Annotated in this window: 15 protein-coding genes; 3 read left to right on the top strand and 12 right to left on the bottom strand. The window is 71.9% G+C overall.

Features of this window, described 5'->3' with window-relative positions:
* Positions 1 to 34: 34 nt before the first annotated feature.
* From CXQ92_RS12710 to CXQ92_RS12690, 5 genes are all read right to left on the bottom strand, one after another.
* Positions 35 to 832: a sugar phosphate isomerase/epimerase gene (locus tag CXQ92_RS12710; protein ID WP_104168050.1), complete on the bottom strand. Its 798-nt coding sequence runs from the start codon at positions 830 to 832 to the stop codon at positions 35 to 37.
* Between the two features lies 1 nt (position 833).
* Positions 834 to 1847 carry a Ppx/GppA phosphatase family protein gene (locus CXQ92_RS12705; RefSeq protein ID WP_104168049.1) on the bottom strand — a complete coding sequence of 338 codons (1014 nt, stop codon included), beginning with the start codon at positions 1845 to 1847 and terminating at the stop codon, positions 834 to 836.
* Between the two features lie 60 nt (positions 1848 to 1907).
* Positions 1908 to 4655, bottom strand: coding sequence for a type I DNA topoisomerase (gene topA, locus CXQ92_RS12700; RefSeq protein ID WP_104168048.1), 2748 nt, complete (start codon positions 4653 to 4655; stop codon positions 1908 to 1910).
* Between the two features lie 120 nt (positions 4656 to 4775).
* The gene (locus CXQ92_RS12695; protein ID WP_104168250.1) at positions 4776 to 6422 is read right to left on the bottom strand and encodes a methyltransferase; all 1647 of its coding nucleotides are present in this window, start codon (positions 6420 to 6422) and stop codon (positions 4776 to 4778) included.
* 98 nt (positions 6423 to 6520) lie between these two features.
* Entirely contained in the window at positions 6521 to 7447 is a 927-nt protein-coding gene (locus CXQ92_RS12690; RefSeq protein WP_104168047.1) for a rhodanese-related sulfurtransferase, read from the bottom strand.
* Between the two features lie 84 nt (positions 7448 to 7531).
* Between CXQ92_RS12690 and CXQ92_RS12685 the strand changes: the two genes are divergently transcribed.
* Complete coding sequence (locus CXQ92_RS12685; protein WP_104168046.1) at positions 7532 to 8182, top strand: GNAT family N-acetyltransferase; 651 nt, start codon at positions 7532 to 7534, stop codon at positions 8180 to 8182.
* Between the two features lie 47 nt (positions 8183 to 8229).
* Entirely contained in the window at positions 8230 to 10638 is a 2409-nt protein-coding gene (locus CXQ92_RS12680) for a DEAD/DEAH box helicase (RefSeq protein ID WP_104168045.1), read from the top strand.
* Between the two features lie 63 nt (positions 10639 to 10701).
* On the opposite strand, the gene CXQ92_RS12675 is transcribed toward CXQ92_RS12680, so the two are convergent.
* The 7 genes from CXQ92_RS12675 to ssd form a co-directional block, all read right to left on the bottom strand.
* Entirely contained in the window at positions 10702 to 11100 is a 399-nt protein-coding gene (locus CXQ92_RS12675) for an Rv3654c family TadE-like protein (protein ID WP_104168044.1), read from the bottom strand.
* On the bottom strand, positions 11093 to 11578 hold the full coding sequence (locus CXQ92_RS12670; protein WP_104168043.1) for a TadE family type IV pilus minor pilin: 486 nt from the start codon (positions 11576 to 11578) through the stop codon (positions 11093 to 11095). Before CXQ92_RS12670 ends, CXQ92_RS12675 begins: the two co-directional genes overlap by 8 nt.
* Entirely contained in the window at positions 11578 to 11964 is a 387-nt protein-coding gene (locus CXQ92_RS18695; protein ID WP_258069897.1) for a DUF4244 domain-containing protein, read from the bottom strand. Before CXQ92_RS18695 ends, CXQ92_RS12670 begins: the two co-directional genes overlap by 1 nt.
* Positions 11965 to 12376: 412 nt before the next feature.
* Positions 12377 to 13105, bottom strand: coding sequence for a hypothetical protein (locus CXQ92_RS18690; RefSeq protein ID WP_181033650.1), 729 nt, complete (start codon positions 13103 to 13105; stop codon positions 12377 to 12379).
* The gene (locus CXQ92_RS12655) at positions 13105 to 13893 is read right to left on the bottom strand and encodes a type II secretion system F family protein (RefSeq protein ID WP_181033649.1); all 789 of its coding nucleotides are present in this window, start codon (positions 13891 to 13893) and stop codon (positions 13105 to 13107) included. Before CXQ92_RS12655 ends, CXQ92_RS18690 begins: the two co-directional genes overlap by 1 nt.
* Positions 13890 to 15146, bottom strand: a complete 1257-nt coding sequence (locus CXQ92_RS12650; RefSeq protein WP_104168248.1) for a TadA family conjugal transfer-associated ATPase — start codon at positions 15144 to 15146, stop codon at positions 13890 to 13892. The genes CXQ92_RS12655 and CXQ92_RS12650 overlap by 4 nt, the downstream gene beginning before the upstream one ends.
* A 164-nt stretch (positions 15147 to 15310) precedes the next feature.
* Complete coding sequence (gene ssd / locus CXQ92_RS12645) at positions 15311 to 16384, bottom strand: septum site-determining protein Ssd (protein ID WP_104168041.1); 1074 nt, start codon at positions 16382 to 16384, stop codon at positions 15311 to 15313.
* A gap of 105 nt (positions 16385 to 16489) precedes the next feature.
* On the opposite strand from ssd, the gene CXQ92_RS12640 reads away from it, so the two are divergent.
* On the top strand, positions 16490 to 18184 hold the full coding sequence (locus CXQ92_RS12640; protein ID WP_104168247.1) for a bifunctional 3'-5' exonuclease/DNA polymerase: 1695 nt from the start codon (positions 16490 to 16492) through the stop codon (positions 18182 to 18184).
* Position 18185 lies beyond the last annotated feature (1 nt).

Raw genomic sequence — 18185 nt, 5'->3', positions numbered from 1 at the left:
CCTGGTCCGGCTCCTGATCGATCGGCGCGGCCCGTCAGTGGCCCAGGTGCTCCCGGGCGAAACGCAGCGTCTCCGCGAGCCAGTCCTCGCGCTCCCCGGCGGCCCGGGCGCGGCGCGTGCTCACCTCGACGGCGACCACGCCGTCCCACTCCGACTCCGCGAGGTGCCCCAGCGCCTCCGCGCACCGCTGCTGCCCCTGGCCGGGAAGCAGGTGTTCGTCCTTGCCGTTGGGCGTGCCGTCCGTCAGGTGCACGTGCGCGAGCCTGTCGCCGAGCGTCCGGATCTCCTCGTAGGAGTCCATGCCGGCGATCGCCGCATGCGAGAAGTCCCAGGTGATCCGCTCGTAGGGCTCGGGGATCGGGTTCCAGTGCGGCAGGTAGGCCTTCGCCTCGCGGCCACGGACCTTCCACGGGTACATGTTCTCGACGGCGATGTCGACGCCGTACTCGGTCGCGATACGCGCGATGCCCTCGGGGAACGCCTCGGCGTACCCCGTCTGCCAGCGGAACGGCGGGTGGGTCACGACGGTCGCGGCACCCACCTCCGCGGCCATCGCCGCGGACATCTCGATCTTCGTCCAGGCCTTGCCCCACACCTGCTGGGTCAGGAGCAGGGTCGGGGCATGGATGGCGAGGATCGGGAGCTCATAGCGTTCGCTCAGCGTCGAGAGCTGGTTCGGGTCCTGGCTGACCGAGTTGTTGGTGACCATCACCTCGACGCCGTCGTACCCGAGGTCCTGGGCCAGAGCGAAGGCGTCGTGGACGGCGAGTGGGTAGACCGACGCGCTGGAGAGTGCGACGGGGATGGAGGGCAGGCTGCCGGCGCGCGCCACGTCAGGCTCCCCGCGCCACAGGGGTGCGCGACGTCGCGTCGAGCTGGGTGTGTCCCACCCCGGCTCCCGGGAGGGGCTCGTCGGCGTCGAACATCTTGGTGTCGAAGCGCCGCAGCAGCAGTCCCTCGCGCAGCGCCCACGGGCAGATGCTGATCGACGGGACGCCGAACAGGTCGAGCGCGGCCTCGGCCACGAGCGCGCCCGCGAGCACCTGCGGGGCACGCAGTTCGGAGACGCCGTCCAGGTGGGTGCGGTCCTCCACGGTCATGGCGGCGAGTCGCTTGGTCCACAGGCCGAGGTCCTCGAGGCGCAGCTCACGGCGGACGAACGGCCCGGCCGCCGAGGGTGCGGCCCCCGCGATCCGGGCCAGGGAGCGGAAGGTCTTCGACGTGCCCGCGACCAGGTGCGGCGTGCCGAGGTGGGCGAAGCGAGGGACGGCCTCGCGCAGGGTCGCCCGGATGTAGCGGCGCAGCTCCTTCACGCTCTTGGCCGACGGCGGGTCCCCGTGCAGCCAGTCACGCGTGAGCCTGCCCGCGCCCAGCGGCACGGAGAGGGCTACCTCGGGCAGTTCGTCCGTGCCCATGGCCATCTCGAAGGAGCCGCCGCCGATGTCCAGGTTGAGGATGGACTCCGAGCCCCAGCCGTACCAGCGGCGCACGGCCTGGAAGGTCACCGCGGCCTCCTGGTCCCCGGAGAGTTCCTGGAGGTCGACGCCGGTCTCCCGGCGCACGCGATCGAGGACCTCACGGCCGTTGGCAGCCTCCCTGATCGCGGACGTGCAGAACGCGAGGAAGTCCTCGGCGTCGTGCCCTGCCGCGAACGCGCGGGCCTCGCGGACGAAGCCGACCAGCTCGTCCTGGCCCCGCCGCGAGATGCCGCCGTCCTCCTCCAGGTAGGCCACGAGCTGCAGGGGCCTCTTGTGGCTCGCGAAGGGCACGGGCCGCCCCCCGGGATGGGCATCCACGAGGAGCAGATGAACCGTGTTCGACCCTATGTCCAGTACGCCTAGCCGCATTGTTCCCGCGCTTCCAGCTCATCCCCCGCCAACGTGTGTGTTCCTGCCGTGCCGTCCGGGCTACTTGCCCGCGGCGACCTTGCGCTTCGCGGGCGCCCGGCGGGTCGTCTTCTTCGGGGCCGGACCCTTGGCGCGCTTCTCGGCGAGCATGTCGATCGCCTGTTCGCGCGTCAGTTCCTCGATCGCCATCGACCCGGGCACCGTGATGTTCGTGTCGCCGTCGGTGATGTAGGGGCCGAAGCGGCCGTCCTTCACCACGATCGGCTTCTCGCTCACGGGATCGTCGCCGAATTCGGCCAGCGGTGGCGTGACGGCTCGGCCGCCACGCTGCTTGGGCTGCTTGTAGATCTCCAGCGCCTGCTCGAGGGTGATCGTGAAGATCTCCTCCTCCGAGCCGATGGAGCGGGAGTCGCTGCCCTTCTTCAGGTACGGGCCGAACCGGCCGTTCTGCACCGTGACCTCCTTGCCCTCCTCGTCCGTGCCGAGGACCCGCGGCAGGTTCATGAGCCGGAGGGCGTCCTCGAGGGTCACGGTGTCCACGGACATGGACTTGAAGAGGGAGCCGGTGCGGGGCTTGACCTTCGCGGGCTTCTTCGGGGGCTTGGGCTTGCCGTTCTTGTAGTACTCGACCGGCTGGCCGGCGAGTTCCTCCGCCGTCGGCTCGGTGATCAGTTCGATCACGTACGGTCCGTAGCGGCCGTCGCGTGCCACGATGCTCCGACCCGTTTCCGGGTCGGTGCCCAGGACGCGATCCTGCGACGTCGGGGCCTCCATCAGTTCGATGGCCTTCTCGGCCGTCAGTTCGTCCGGCGCGAGGTCCTCCGGGACGTTCGCGCGCTGCGGCTCCGTGCCCTCGGGGGCGTCGGCCGGCAGGGGCTTCTCGAGGTACGGACCGAACTTGCCCACCCGGAGTGTGATGCCCTCGGCGATCTCCACCGAGTTGATGCGCCGCGCGTCGATCTCCCCGAGGTCGTTGACGATGGTGTGCAGCCCGGTGTCCTTGCGGTCGCCGTAGTAGAACCGGTTGAGCCACTCCACACGGCCCGCCTCGCCGCGGGAGATGCGGTCGAGGTCCTCCTCGAGCTCGGCGGTGAAGTCGTAGTCGACGTAGTCGTTGAAGTGCTCCTCGAGCAGGCGGACCACCGAGAACGCGATCCAGCTCGGTACGAGGGCCTGCCCTCGGGTGCGGACGTAGCCGCGGTCCATGATGGTGGACATCGTCGCGGCGTACGTCGACGGACGGCCGATGCCGCGCTCGTCGAGCACCTTGACGAGCGAGGCCTCCGTGTAGCGCGGGGGCGGCGACGTCTCGTGGCCGATGGCCTCGATGGCCGTCGCGCCGAGCGCGTCGCCCTGGGCGACGTTCGGCAGGCGCGTGCCCTGGGCGTCGTCGCCCGTGGCCTCCTCGTCGCGGCCCGCGTCGCGGCCTTCCTCGTAGGCGGCCATGAAGCCGCGGAAGGTGATGACGGTGCCGGAGGCCGCGAACTCCGCGTCCCGGCCGTCCGCGCTCTTCGCGCCGAGACGCAGTGACGCCGTCGACCCCTTGGCGTCGGCCATCTGCGAGGCGACGGTGCGCTTCCAGATCAGTTCGTACAGGCGGAACTCGTCGCCGCGCAGGGACTGGGCCACCTGGGCGGGTGTCCGGAAGGAATCACCGGCGGGGCGGATGGCCTCGTGGGCCTCCTGCGCGTTCTTGGCCTTGCCCTTGTAGACGCGCGGGGACTCGGGGACGTATTCGGGACCGTACAGCTCGGAGGCCTGGCGGCGGGCGGCGTTGATCGCCTGGTCCGAGAGCGCCGACGAGTCGGTACGCATGTACGTGATGTAGCCGTTCTCGTACAGCCGCTGCGCCACCTGCATGGTGACCTTCGAGCTGAAGCGCAGCTTGCGGGCCGCCTCCTGCTGCAGGGTCGACGTCGTGAACGGTGCGGCGGGACGGCGCGTGTAGGGCTTGGTCTCGACGGAGCGCACCGCGAAGACGGCGCCCTCGAGCCCGGTGACGAGTGAGCGCGCGGCCTCCTCGTCGAGCGGGACGACATTGGCGGCCTTCAGCTCGCCACGGTCGGAGAAATCCTTGCCCGAGGCGATCCGGCTGCCGTCGACGGCCACGAGCTTGGCCGGGAAGGTGCTGCCCTTGCTCGCGTCCTCGGGCGTGAAGGTGCCGGTCAGGTCCCAGTACGACGCCGCGCGGAACGCCATGCGCTCACGCTCCCGTTCCACGACGAGGCGGGTGGCGACGGACTGCACGCGTCCGGCGGACAGGCCGCGGGCCACCTTGCGCCACAGCACCGGGGAGATCTCGTAGCCGTACAGGCGGTCGAGGATACGCCGGGTCTCCTGGGCGTCGACCATGGGGATGTCGACGTCGCGCAGCTCACCCATGGCGCGCGTCACGGCTTCCTTGGTGATCTCGCCGAAGGTCAGCCGGTAGACGGGGACCTTCGGCTTCAGGACCTGCAGCAGGTGCCACGCGATGGCCTCGCCCTCGCGGTCGTTATCCGTGGCGAGGTAGAGCTCGTCGGCGTCCTTGAGCGCGGCCTTCAGCTCGGCGACGGTCTTCCGCTTCTCCGGGGAGACCACGTAGTAGGGCTCGAAGTCCTTGTCGAGGTCCACCGCGAACTTGCCCACCGAGGACTTCTTCAGCTCGGCAGGGAGGTCGGACGGCTGGGGGAGGTCGCGGATATGCCCCATGGACGCGGCCACCTGGAAACCCTCGCCGAGATAGCCCGAGATGCTCTTGATCTTGCTGGGGGACTCAACGATGACGAGTTTCTTGCCGTGCTTCTTGTCCGTGGCCTTGGTCGGCACTTCTCTCCTATATATACGGGTGGATGCCGCGGCAGATCCTGGGCATCCGGTCCGGATCCCGCTGCCGGGCTCACCTCACAGTATGCGCCATGAGTACCTGCACAAGACTAATGGCAGCTTTCAGGGGGCCGGTAGGAGGAAGCCCTCGCGGACGAGCTGCTCGACATCGAGCAGCAGTTCCGAGGTGAACGCGGCGTCGGGCCGGTCCAGCAGCATGGCGAGGGCTCCCGCGATCTGCCCGGCCGTGAGGTCGCCGTCGCACGTGGAGACGAACCCGGCCAGTTCGGTGCTGAGCAGGGTGGTCCGCCGGAGGCCTGCACCCTGCCGCAGCAGGATGACCCCGGGGTGCTCGGCGCCGGGCCGCTGGTGGCGTTCCTCGGTGACGTCCTCGGCGACGAGCAGGAACTCGTCGGCGATGCCGACCCCGGTCGCGGCCTGCTCGGTGTGGGCGGCGAGCCAGTCGCTGCGGCCGATCGCTGCGGCGAGGTGCGGTCCCACGGGCTGTTCGATGTCGTGGGTGATCTCCTCGAGCGTCACCCGGACGAGGTCGCTCGGCTTCCGGGGGCGCCGCAGCCAGACGGACCCGAAGCCGATGCCCTCGACGTCCCGGGCGGCGAAGTCGTCGAGATAGGCGGCGAAGCTCGCCGCGTAGGCCTCACGGTCGCGGTTCTCGGCGGCGTCCCGCAGCCAGGTCTCGGCGTACTGGACCGGCGTCAGCTGCTCGCGCTGGATGATCCACGCGTCGACGCCGGGAGGTACGAACGTTCGGATGCGGCGGTCCCACGGCGTCCCCTCGGTGATCTCCCAGTTGCCGAGCAGTTGCGCCGACCCGCCCGGCGCGAGGACGCCCGGAAGCTCCCGGACGAGTGTGCTGACGATGGCGTCGCCCGCGAGACCGCCGTCCCGGTAGGTGTACGCCCGGCCCGGGCTCCCCGTGCGGGGCGTGATGACGAAGGGAGGATTGGACACCACGAGGTCGAACTCCTCCCCGCGGACCGGTTCGAGGAGGCTGCCGCGCCGGAGGCTGACCCGCGGGCCGGGCCGGTGGGGATCGATGTCCAGCGCGGACGCGTTCAGGAGGAGGTTGAAGCGGGCGAAGGCCAGGGCACGGTCCGAGATGTCGGTCACCGTCACGTGGCCGGCGTGTGCCAGCAGGTGGAAGGCCTGGATGCCGCAGCCCGTCCCCAGGTCCAGCGCCCGACCGACCGGCGTCCTCATGACGGTCCGGGCGAGGGTCAGCGAGGCTCCGCCGATCCCGAGGACGTGGTCGTGCCGCAGGGGCCCGGGGCGCTGCTCCGAGCCGAGGTCGCTCGCCACCCAGAGGCTCCCTCCGACGTCCGAGCCGTAGGGGCGGAGCTCGACGGCGGCACGCCAGCGGCGCTCGCGGGCAGGGTCGGTGACAGGGTCGGTGACGGCAGGGGTCCCTGCTGTGCTTCCGGCGGGGTGGTCCGCCGTGTCCTCCGCCGTCCTCTCCGCGGTGCTTCCTCCGGCACTGTCCGCTGCGTGCTCGATGAGCCTCAGCTGCTCGAGGCCCGCCACGCCGGTGCGGGGGAAGGCCTGCCCGAGTTCCTGTTCCGTCACGGTCTCGCCGAGCAGCCACAGCAGCACGGGGATGGCGCGGGCGCCGTCCCCTGATTCGGAGCCACCGTCGGCGAGGCGGCGGCATGCCAGCAGTGCCGGGACCAGCTGGTCCCGGCCGAGGGCCGCGTACGCCGCCGCACCGAGGAGCGCTTCGACGCCGTCGACCGTGTAGTCGAGGGCCGTCAGGTCATCGGCGAGGACCGCGAGCGCCGCGAGGTCGCGGGTCGACGGCGCCGACGCGACGTCGTCGTCGAACTCCGGCCAGGCCGGGGCATCGGCCGGTATCACGCGGCACCCGCGGCCGTCGCCTCGGCCTCGTCCGACTCGCAGCCCTGCGGGCAGCGGAGGGTCGAGGGGTCGGCCGCGCAGGCGGCGCAGTACAGGGTGAGGTTGCGGCAGGACGGGTTGGAGCAGTTCTCGAACTTGTTGGTGGGCGCCTGGCAGCGCACGCACTTGCCGATCGTCACGGCGTCGTCGCTGAACTCGAGGTGCATCCGCTTGTCGAAGACGTACAGTGAGCCCTCCCACAATCCCGCGTCCCGGTACTTCTCGCCGTAGCGGACGATCCCGCCATCGAGCTGGTAGACCTCCCGGAAACCCCGGTTGACCATGAGGCTGGACAGCACCTCGCAGCGGATCCCGCCCGTGCAGTAGGTGACCACGGGCTTGTCCTTCAGGTCGTCGTACTTGCCCGAATCGAGTTCACGGACGAAGTCGTGCGTCGTCCGGACGTCGGGGACGACGGCGCCCTTGAAACGCCCGATCTGCGCCTCGAAGGCGTTCCGCCCGTCGAAGAAGACGACCTCCTCCCCCGCCTCGCGCCTGGCGTCGACGAGTGCGTGCAGTTCGTCCGGGGCGAGGTGGACGCCGCCGCCCACGACGCCGTTCCCGTCGACCTCCAGCTCGCCGGGAGCACCGAAGGAGACGATCTCGTCGCGCACCTTGACGCTGAGCCGCGGGAAGTCCTCCGCACCGCCGTCGGACCACTTGATCTCCAGACCTTTGAAGGCCGGATATTCGCGCGTGGTCTTGACGTACTGCTTCACGGCACCGATCTCGCCGCCCACGGTGCCGTTGATCCCGTCCTTCGAGATGAGGATCCTGCCGCGCAGCCCCCATCTCTCACAGAGGGCCCGCTGCCACAGCCTGACGGCTTCGGGATCGGGCAGCGGCGCAAAGGCGTAATACAGGGCAATCCGGTTCATCGACACGGGTCAAAGCCTACTTCGCGACTCATAACGGTCACCTCGGGACCGCCTATACCATCGGCGACGCAGGGCTACTATCGTCAGCACATGAATGCTCATGCAGACGCCCAGCTTCTCCAGACCTGGATCACGGGATGGTCCAGATGCCGGGGCTACGAGCGTCATGATGACGGACGCAGCACCTCCGTCCTGCTCACCGACCAGCAGAACCAGACGGAGCATTTCCTGTTCGAGCCGACGACCGAGCAGTTCCTCGAGCTGGCCACCGACACGAAGCGGGACCCGACGCGGATCCTGACGGTCGTCACCAACCGGATGCGGGAGCTGATCGACGCGGCCCACCCGCTCGGCATGCGGGTCACGGACCGGCAGCAGGCCCTGATGAGCGTCGACATGAGCGGCCAGGACGTCGAGGATCCGCGTCCGCCCGGTGACGATTTCACGCTGGAGCATGCCCGCGACGGCGAATGCCGCCGTGTCCTGGTGCGGGCCCATGGGGAGCTCGCAGCCCGCGGGTCCGTGTCGGCCGTGGGCGACTACGCGGTCTATGACCGCATCATCACGGAAGAGGGTTTCCGACGGCGGGGCCTGGGCAGCTTCGTCATGCGCGCGCTCACGGCAGGGGTCCTGGAGGACGACGTCACCACAGGCCTGCTCATGGCCTCGGCCGACGGTCGCGCGCTCTACGCGTTCCTCGGCTGGGAGCACCTCGCCGACGTGTTCGTCATCAGAGGATAGGGCGCGTTTCCGCGGTTCCGCCCCTGCGCCGATGGGAGAATGGCACGGTGGCTGCGCGCGATTCCCTCATCGACCTGCTCGGGGGTGGACCCGACCCCGAGCAGCTGCTGCACGTCCGTGAGATTCCCGCCCGCGACGCGGAGCATGCACCGTGGCCCGCCTGGGCGCACCCGGACGTCGTCGAGGCGTTCACCCGGCGCGGCGTGCATCAGCCGTGGCGTCACCAGGTCGAGGGGGCCACCTCCGCCCACGACGGAGCACACACCATCATCGCGACGGGGACCGCGTCGGGGAAGTCCCTGTGCTACCAGCTGCCGGTGCTCGACGAGATCCACCGCAGCGAACTGCTGGACCGCGCCACGCTGGCGCCCACCGGGTCCGTCGCCCTGTACCTGGCCCCCACGAAGGCGCTGGCCGCCGACCAGTTGTCGGCCATCAACGCACTGGGCATCCCCACTGTCCGCGCCGAGACCTACGACGGCGACACGGAGTCGGGTGCCCGCCGCTGGATCCGCGACCACGCCAACCTGGTCCTCGCGAACCCCGACATGCTCCACTACGGCATCCTGCCCAACCACACCTGGTGGGCCAGGTTCTTCCGCCGACTGAAATACGTGATCATCGACGAGGCCCACAGCTACCGGGGCGTGTTCGGTTCCCACGTCGCGAATCTCCTGCGCCGCCTGCGGCGCATCTGCGCGAGCTACGGGGCGGATCCCGTGTTCGTCGGGGCGTCCGCGACGTCGGCCGAGCCCGCCGCGTCCTTCGGGAAGCTGATCGGTGCCCCGGTGCGCGCCGTCGACCGGGACAGCTCGCCGCACGGCTCCACGACGGTCGCGTTCTGGGAGCCGCAGCTCACCGGCAGGAAGGGCGAGAACGGGGCGCCCACCCGACGGACCGTGATCGCCGAGACCTCGGACCTCCTGGCCAATCTCGTCTCCTCCTCCGTCCGCACCATCGCGTTCATCAAGTCGAGGCGGGGCGCGGAGAGTATCGCGCAGACCTCGCGGCGCATGCTCGAGGACGTGCATCCGAGCCTGCCCCACCGCATCGCCGCCTACCGTTCGGGGTACCTGCCGGAGGAACGGCGCGCCCTCGAGGCGTCGCTGCGCAGCGGTGAACTGCTGGGCGTGGCGAGCACCTCGGCCCTTGAACTCGGGATCGACATCTCCGGCCTCGATGCGGTCCTCGTGGCGGGGTGGCCCGGGACCCGCGCGTCCCTCATGCAGCAGATCGGCCGGGCGGGCCGCTCCGGCCAGGACGCCATCGCGGCCTTCGTGGCGAGCGACGACCCCCTCGACACCTATCTCGTCCACCACCCGGAAGCGGTGTTCGACCTCGCCGTCGAAGCCACCGTCTTCGACCCGTCGAACCCCTATGTGCTCGGCCCGCACCTCTGTGCCGCCGCAGCCGAGCTCCCGTTGACGGAGAAGGACCTGCCCCTGTTCGGTCCGACCTCGGAGGCCCTGCTCGGCACGCTGTGCGAGCAGGGCTTCCTGCGGCGTCGCCCCGCCGGCTGGTTCTGGACGCACCCCCAGAGTGCCGCCGGGATGGTGAACCTCAGGGCCGACGGCGGTGGCCCGATCAACATCGTCGAGGAGGAGTCGGGTGCTCTGCTCGGGACGATGGACTCGCCGCAGAGCCACTACCAGGCCCACCCCGGCGCCGTGTACGTGCACCAGGGACGGACGTACGTGGTGCAGGACCTCGACGAGCAGGACCACTGTGCCGTGGTGGCCCGCGCCCAGCCGGACTACTACACGCAGGCGCGGGACGTCACGCAGATCGAGGTCCTCGACCGGGACGTGAGCCGCCTGTGGGGTGGCGTCCTCGCGAATTTCGGGGATGTGAAGGTGACGACCCAGGTGGTGTCCTTCCAGCGCAAGGCCTTCTCCTCGAACGAGATCCTCGGCGAGGAGCCGCTCGAGCTGGCGGCGCGCGACCTCTTCACGAAGAGCGTGTGGTTCGAGATCAGCCCGGAACTGCTCGAGGCCGAAGGCATCCTCGCCGAGGAACTCCCGGGGGCGCTCCACGCCGCCGAGCATGCAGCGATCGGGCTGCTGCCTCTCGTCGCCTCGAGCGACCGCTGGGACATCGGGGGCGTGTCGACGGCCCTGCATGCCGACACCGGCCTGCCGACCATCTTCGTGTACGACGGCCACCCCGGGGGCGCCGGGTTCGCCGAGCGGGGCTTCGAGGCCGCCCGCACCTGGCTGGGGGCGACCCGCGACGCCATCGAGGCCTGCGAGTGCGAGTCCGGCTGCCCGTCCTGCGTCCAGTCCCCCAAGTGCGGCAACCGGAACAATCCGTTGAGCAAGGGCGGTGCCGTGGCGGTGCTGTCGCTGATCCTGCGGCAGGCTGCCGGCAGCGTCGCCCCGGCGGGTGGCGTCTCCGACACCTCCGGATCGGACGTCCCATCGGAGCTGGACACCGGAACCAGGACCGCCGGGTCCTGACGTATCGGGTCGGGCGGCATCCACCCGACCCGGAACCAGGACCCGCCTGGCAGCCCTCCGCCCTCACGGCGGCGGTCCGGCCCGGGCCGCACCGACGGCATCCGGAAGCAGGCCGGGCATCCCCACGGACACCCGGATGACCGCGGTCCCCGGGCCGGTCGCGCCGATCTCGCAGTCCTCGACCACGGCACCGTGCTGGTCCGCCACTGCTGCGGCCGCCGGGCAGGGGTCCTCGGAGGACAGTCCCCGGGCGGCGTCCGCGGCGGCGAGCGCCGCGAGGTCGGCCGCCGTCGCTGCCCTCGAGGCCGCTGATGCGGCCTGGAGCAGGAGTACCGCCGACGCGATCAGCAGCAGCGCCAGGAGGGCGAGAGCCCCCATCAGGACCGTGCCGGCGCCGCGCTCGGAATCGATGGGTCTCCGCGGCGCCGCGTCCTCCCGCGCATCCTCCCGCGGATCACCCATCGTGTTCCTTCCTCCCCGCTGCCGACGCGTGCAGTTCGAGGTCCAGGAGGTCCACGAGGGGACCCTCCACGCGTGCCCGCACCTCGATGGTCGTCCAGTCCCCGGCCGACCCCACCTGCGCCGTGGCGTTGTCCCCGGCGAGGCGTTGAACGGTCTGTTGCACGCTCGCGCTGCTCTCGCCCCGCATCACCTCGCGGGCTCCGGCCCGTGCGGCCTCCTCCAGGCGCAGTTGCACGGTCCCGACGTGGGCTGTGGCGAGCAGGAGCGCGAGCAGGACGACCAGGGCGGGGAGCACGACGGCGACCTCGGCTGTGACGGATCCCCGCTGCGGGCCCGCTGGACGTTCCCGTCGCGTGCACCACGCGTGGAGAACCCCGACGAGCACCCCGGAGCGCGGCACGGAGGGGCGCCGGTGCTTCCGTGCCGGTGGCGCGGGTTCCCCGTCGTCGCAGGTGGTCCCACCCTGGCCGGTCCGCATCAGCCGAAATTCAGCGCCGAGGTGATGAGGGACATCAGGAGTCCCCTGATCTCGCCGCTGGACAGGACTGCGGCGAGGAGCGCGGCGAATCCGACGGCGGCGAGGGTGGCGATGGCGTACTCCGCGGTCGCCATACCGGCCTCCTGGTCCGTGGTGCGGTCCCGGCCCTGCCGGATGACCCGGTCATTGGCCCGCCACCGCCGCGCCTCTGCCCGCCGCGCCGCCCTGTTCGCGGGGCGGATCGGTCCGCTGCCACCCGGACGGTCCGTTCCGGGCTCGGCCTCCGGTTGAGCATCGAAGGACCGCACAGACCCGATGAACGACACCGGAGCCGCCGTGTGCTCCTCGGCGCGGACGGCCCGTTGCCGTTCGGGCCTCAGGGGCATCGGCTCCTGCTCGAGTGGCCCGTTCCGCGATGACTCGTCCTGGGCACCGGGTGCCTCCGTGGACGCGCTGCTTCGACAGGGGCGAGGGCGTCCAGGATCCACCCGGGGTACCCGGAAGGCCGAGCCCCTTCCATCCGTGTGCTGCGGCCGAATCGACATGGCATGCCCTTTCGTCGGCGTGGAGTCGTCCCCACGTGCTGTGAGCGACGGATGTCGCTGGATCAACTCTGGCGATCCTGGGGTTTGCTGCGGGGTGGAGGAGTCGCTAAGTGGATAACCCGGGATTTCCCCGGGCCAGCGGGGCCGCGGTCGTCCGGAGTGCACGGAGCCGGCATGAAGGGGGCGCCCACGATCGGACGGACGGGGCTGGGAACGGACGCCTGCGGGACGGCACGAGCGACAACCGGCCGGGTTACAGGTCGGGCAGCAGGCCCAGGACCAGGGGCACCACGCCCAGGCAGATGAACGCCGGCAGGGAGCACAGGCCGAGCGGCAGGACGAGCTGGACCCCGAGCGCGGCGGCCCTCCTGTCCACCTCGCGGTTGTGTCGCCGTCGGAGTTGGGCGGCGTGCGCATGCAGGAGCGCCGCGGACGGAGCCCCGGTGGCCGTGCCGAACCGCAGACCCCGCCGGATGTCCTCGATGACCGGCAGCGGGTCGGTCCCTCGGAGTGTCCGCCGCCGCAGGGCAGGTCCGGGCAGGGCCGGTCCCAGCAGGGCAGGTCGCCGGCCGGGCGCCAGCCGCTCGGGCCTCGATTGACCGGTCGTCGGGAAGCCGGCCGTCGGGAAACCGGCCGCCGGGAAACCGGTCGACGGGCCATCGGTGGACAGGCGGCCCTCCGCAGCACCCGCGTCCCACGCGGCCTCCCAGGAGGCACCGAGGAGGCGCGCCGCTCGCACGCGGGTCAGCACCGAGCCGACGGCCGGATCGCAGGCTTCCCCGACGACCAGCAGGGCGCTCTCGACGGATGCTCCCGCGGACAGCACGGCAGCCAGCAGGTCGAGGATGAGCGGGCCGTCCTGGATCCCACCGCGCAGCGCCCGATCCACCGGCGCATTCCTGACCCGGTGCAGCCGCCCCGACGGCGCCGTCAGGACCAGTGCTCCCGCGGCGAGGAGGAGGGACACGACCACCCCCGCCATCACGGGGCGCCGTCGACTCGACCGACCAGGCGGCGGGACCAGAGGCGGGCCACGACCATGAACAGGACGCCTCCGGCGAGGGCCAGCCGTCCGGGTAGGGACCCCAGCAGCACCTCCAGTGGATTCACGCCGAGAGTGAAGGCCAGGACCACACCCAGGGCGGGAAGCCATGCCAGGAGCACGACCGTGGCACGTGGTCCGGCGAGCGCCGTCTCCCGCGCCGCCAGGCCGTCGAGCTGGGCATCGAGCTGCGCGGCGTACTGCTCGAGGATCCCGGCGAGGGGCGCACCGCTGCGCTCCGCGACGATCAGGCACCCGGCGAGATCGATCCACAGCCGGTCGACGCGGGCGCTGGTCCGGTCTCCCCCCGACGGCCCGGGGCCGGCATCCCGCGCCTGGCGGAGAGCATCAGGGACGCTCAGCCCGAGCTCGGCCGCCCGCCGGGCCGTCGCCATCACCGGCAGCGCCGTCGCCGCGAAGGCGGTGCGTCCGTCAGCGTGGACACGCTCCATGTCCGCCCACAGGACATGGGGAGGGCGGCCCGCGCGGAGGAGGCCGGCGAGCTGGTGCACGAACAACGGGAGCTCGTGCAGGTCGACGGCCCCGCGCGCGGCGGACCGGCTCGGGTCGGCGGCGTCGAGGAACCATCGGGACTGCCGCGCAGCCCCGACCGTCGGGACGGGTTCCTCACCCGCCCCGGACACCACCCCGCTTCGTCGGCCGGGCCGGGGATGGGCGAGGGTGATGCCGGCCATGGCCAGCAGGAGAGCCACCGCGATTCCGCTCACGGCGCCCGGCGGCCGTGTCCTGGCCCCGCCTCGCGCCCGGGCCCCGGCTCGGCGTCGTGGCCCGGGGGCTGTGCCTGGCCTGGCCCCGCGCCTGGCCCGGTCCGGTGCCCCGGATCCCGCCCGCCCTCGGACCACTGCACCCGATGCGCGAAGCCCTCCCAGCCCGCAGCGCGCCGGCATCCCATCCCGGTGTCCGTGAGGACGGGTATCACGGCGAGTTCCCCCGAGGGGGCTCGCTCCAGGCTCCCGATGCTCTCAACACGCCGGCCTCGCGCGTCCCGCACCACGTGCACCACCGCATCGAGGGCGCTCGCCGCCTGCAACACCACTCCCTCCGGGCTGAGCCCGGCGAGCGCCGCGAGTGCGTTCAGTCGCGCGGGTACGGCCTCGGCGGAGTTGGCATGGAGGGTCGCACCGCCGCCGTCGTGTCCCGTGTTCATCGCCGCGAGCAGCTCGCGGACCTCGGCGCCCCGACACTCCCCCACCACGAGCCGGTCCGGCCGCATGCGCAGCGCCTGCCGGACGAGCTCCGTGAGATCCAGCACGCCCGCGCCCTCGAGATTGCCGTGCCGGGCCTGCAGCCCGACCGTATGCGGGTGGTCAGGATTCAGCTCGGCGGCGTCCTCGACGAGGACCAGGCGCTCGTGGGGCGCGGCCAGGCCGAGCAGGGTGGCCAGGAGCGTGGTCTTCCCCGTCCCCGTTGCTCCACTGATGAGGAAATTCAGGCGGTGCCGCATCATCAGCCGGAGCGCCTCGGCCATCATCGGCGGGACCGTCCCGCTGTCCACCAGCTCCCCGAGCGAGAACATCCGTGCTCGGCGGATCCTGATGGACAGCAGGGTCCCGGCCGTCGAGATCGGCGGGAGGACAGCGTGCACGCGAAGGCCTCCCAGCTGGACGTCGACGGCGGGGCAGCCGTCGTCGAGGCGTCTTCCACCCGCCGCGACGAGGCGGACGGCCAGTGCCCGCACATCGGCATCCGATGCGAAGGCGCCCCCGATGCGGCGCAGGCCCGTCGAGCCGTCGATCCACACGTCGTCCGGTCCGTTGACCAGGATGTCCGTGATCGAGTCATCGGCGAGGAGGTGCTCGAGCGGGCCCAACCCCTTGAGTTCCGCGCGGACGCGGTCGAGCGCCGACAAGGTGCCCTCCGAGCCGAGCAGCCTGCCGCTCGCGCCGACGGCGTCCGCGAACGCCGCACCGGTGGCCTGGACATTCCCGGCAAGAACGGCCCTGCGGACCGATTCCACCATCGATGCGGCGCCCGGATCACCGCCGGCTGGAGCGCCCTCTGCCCAACCCGCCACGACCGGACGGGCCGACGCGCTCCGGCCTGCTGCACGCAGCTGGCGCCTGGTGGGCGCTGCCGCGGTTCCGCCGTCCTCCGGCCCGCCCGGTGCGATCCCGCCCTCCCCGGTCATCCCGCCCTCTCCAGACCGGCGACGACCGACTCGACGAGCTTCCGGGCCCGCCGGGGCAGCGGGAAGTCCAGCATCCTGCCGCCGGCTTCCGCTGCCGAGGACCCCCGGACGAAGGGCAGGTACGGCAGCGGACCGGCGCGTCCGGCGAGGTCCGCGACCAGCCAGGCATCCAGTCCGTCGAGCACCGGACCACGCAGGACGACGGTGGTCGGCAGTGAGCTGTAGGCCTCGAGGATGCGGGTGACCGCGACGGCGCTCCGCGGCCTGGAGGGGACGAGGAGGACGAGCTGGTCGCACAGGGGAACCAGGGACTGGATCGCGGCGCTGCCGGCGCTGCCGAGGTCGACGACGCTCAGGTCGAACGCTCCACGGGCGGCGTCCAGAACGGCTCCGGCGGACTCCATCCCGTGGCCGGGGTGCGGACCGGCCCCCTCGGAGTGCCCGGCATGGGACAGCACAGCCAGGTGTCCGTCGGCCGGCAGCGCCGCCACGAGCTGCTCCGCGTTGAGGGTTCCCCGGAGGTCGCGCAGGTCGCCCCAGCGCACCCCCGGGCGCTCCTCGATCCCTAGTGCAAGGTCGAGGCCGCCGCCCAGGGGATGCCCGTCCACGAGCAGGGTGGACGTCCCCAGACCGGCCGCGTGACGTGCGCACCAGAAGGCGAACGTGCTCACGCCTGCCCCGCCGGCGGCACCGAGGAAACCGACCACGGCTCCGGAGGCAGCGGGGTTGAGCCGTCTGCCGAGATGCTCCGCGAGCCAGCCCGCACCCTGCGGGAGGATGACCACCCGGGAGGACGCCACGTTCGCCGCAGCGGCCCACGCCCGCGTCTCGTCGTCGGCCGCCCCCACGACGATGACGTCGCGGTGGCCCGGCAGTCCGCCGGTCGCCTGGTCGGCGCCGAGGAGCAGCACGGCGGGCTCGAGGGGAAGGGCCTGCGCGAGGTCGACGGCGAAGTGCGGGGCGACCCCCGCGGCTGCGCAGGCACGTGCCACCTGGTCCTGGACGAACTGGGACCCGCCGGCCAGGACCACAGGCCCTCGTCCCTCCGGAGTCCGTGTCTGCTGGGTCATCCCTGAAGCATCGTCGGGCGGGAGCTGCGCGGCGTGCCGGATACCCCGTATGTGGACAACGCGCTGGATTGCAGGAATGACACCGGCGCGACCGATGATATGGACATGTACATCGCCGTGGCGCAGGAGCCGTCGACCCGCGACAGCCGCGGCGCCGTGGTGCTCCAGCCCCTGGACGCCGCCGGCGCCCGCATCGGTGGGCGGCTGGTGGTGGACCACGACCGGCTGCCCGCCGCCGTCGCGCAGGAAGGAGTCCGTCGCCCGGTCTGGGTCTGGACGGGCACGAGGCTCTGGTACCCCGATTTGCTGTCGGCGGGGGTCGACGTCGACCGCTGCCGCGACATCGGCCTCACCCGCGCCATCCTCGCGAACGCCCCGTCCTGTCCGCCCTCGCCCTACCTGGCGTCGATCCGGGCCGCTGCCCTCACGGCGGACGGCACCGAACCTCCCCGGACCCTGCTCCCGCCACCGCCCCCGCCGAACCAGCACTCGCTGTTCGACGAGCCGCACGAGGCCACGGGTCCCCTCCTCGACGACGTCATCGAGGAATTCACCCGGCAGCTCTCCACCATCGCCGGCTCTACCGACCCCGGGCGCCTGAACCTCCTCGTCGCCGCCGAATCCGCCGGCGCGCTGATCGCCTCCGAGATGGAGCACTGGGGGCTGCCCTGGCGCAGGGACGTGCATGAGGACCTCCTCGAACGGGCGCTGGGGCCGCGACCCGCCGAGGGCATCCGGCCGGCGAAACTCGAGTATCTCGCCGGCGAACTGCGCCGGACCCTGGGCAGTCCCGCGCTCAACCCCGACTCCCCCCAGGAGGTCCTGAGAGCCCTGCACCGGGCGGGTATCGAGGCGAGGACCACGCGGTCGTGGGAGCTCGAGCAGCACCACCACCCGGCCATCAAGCCGCTGCTCGCGTACAAGAAGCTGTCGCGGCTCCTGACCGCGAACGGCTGGAACTGGCTCGACGCGTGGATCCGGGACGGGCGGTTCCGGCCGGAGTACGTGGTGGGCGGAAGCGTGTCCGGACGCTGGGCCTCCCGCGGCGGGGGCGCCCTGCAGATCCCGCGGCAGGTCCGCGACGCCGTCCGCCCCGACGCGGGCCACGTCTTCGTCATCGCGGACGCCGCTCAACTCGAGCCCCGGGTCCTCGCGGCGCTCGGACGGGACTCCGCGCTCGCCGCGGCGGCCCGGGGCAGGGACCTCTACCAGGGCATCGCCGACCAGGGCTTCGGTGGCGACCGCTCGCAGGCTAAGCTCGCGATGCTCGGCGCCATGTACGGCGCGACGAGCGGCGAGTCGGGGCGTCTGATGCCCCAACTGACGCGCGCGTACCCGCGGGCCATCGGCGTCGTCGAGGCCGCAGCGCGGGCCGGGGAATCCGGCGACGGCGTGTCGAGCTACCTGGGCCGGGGCTGCCCTCCCGCATCGGAGGAGTGGCGTGCACGGCAGCGCACGACGACGGCGGAGGAACAGCGCCGCGCGGACAGCGCGGCGCGGGCCCGCGGACGCTTCACCCGGAACTTCGTGGTCCAGGCGACCGCGGCGGAATGGGCCCTGTGCTGGCTCGCGGAGATCCGGCGGCGGCTCGCGGAGAGCACCATCCCGGTGCCGCGCAGCCGGATCGCGTTCTTCCTGCACGACGAGGTGGTCCTGCACGTCCCGGAGGACCGGGGCGCGGAGGCGACGACGATCCTCGCCGACGCCGCGCGGGCGGCGACACGGTTGATGTTCGGGGAGATCCCGATCGAGTTCTCGATCTCGACGATCACCGTCACCTCCTACGCCGACGCCAAATAGG

This window comes from Arthrobacter sp. SX1312 (assembly GCF_002929295.1).
GTDB lineage: Bacteria > Actinomycetota > Actinomycetes > Actinomycetales > Micrococcaceae > Arthrobacter_D.
The sequence above is the reverse complement of the archived record's forward strand: the minus strand, read 5'-3'. Positions and strand labels throughout refer to the sequence as shown.

What these genes read in the sequence shown, in the direction of transcription:
- CXQ92_RS12705 (WP_104168049.1), bottom strand. Translation starts at nt 1,847, where the DNA reads ATGCGGCTAGGCGTACTGGACATAGGGTCGAACACGGTTCATCTGCTC.
- CXQ92_RS12685 (WP_104168046.1), top strand. Translation starts at nt 7,532, where the DNA reads ATGAATGCTCATGCAGACGCCCAGCTTCTCCAGACCTGGATCACGGGA.
- CXQ92_RS12675 (WP_104168044.1), bottom strand. Translation starts at nt 11,100, where the DNA reads ATGGGTGATCCGCGGGAGGATGCGCGGGAGGACGCGGCGCCGCGGAGA.
- CXQ92_RS12670 (WP_104168043.1), bottom strand. Translation starts at nt 11,578, where the DNA reads ATGCGGACCGGCCAGGGTGGGACCACCTGCGACGACGGGGAACCCGCG.
- CXQ92_RS18695 (WP_258069897.1), bottom strand. Translation starts at nt 11,964, where the DNA reads ATGCCCCTGAGGCCCGAACGGCAACGGGCCGTCCGCGCCGAGGAGCAC.
- CXQ92_RS18690 (WP_181033650.1), bottom strand. Translation starts at nt 13,105, where the DNA reads ATGGCGGGGGTGGTCGTGTCCCTCCTCCTCGCCGCGGGAGCACTGGTC.
- CXQ92_RS12650 (WP_104168248.1), bottom strand. Translation starts at nt 15,146, where the DNA reads ATGGTGGAATCGGTCCGCAGGGCCGTTCTTGCCGGGAATGTCCAGGCC.
- ssd (WP_104168041.1), bottom strand. Translation starts at nt 16,384, where the DNA reads ATGACCCAGCAGACACGGACTCCGGAGGGACGAGGGCCTGTGGTCCTG.
- CXQ92_RS12640 (WP_104168247.1), top strand. Translation starts at nt 16,490, where the DNA reads ATGTACATCGCCGTGGCGCAGGAGCCGTCGACCCGCGACAGCCGCGGC.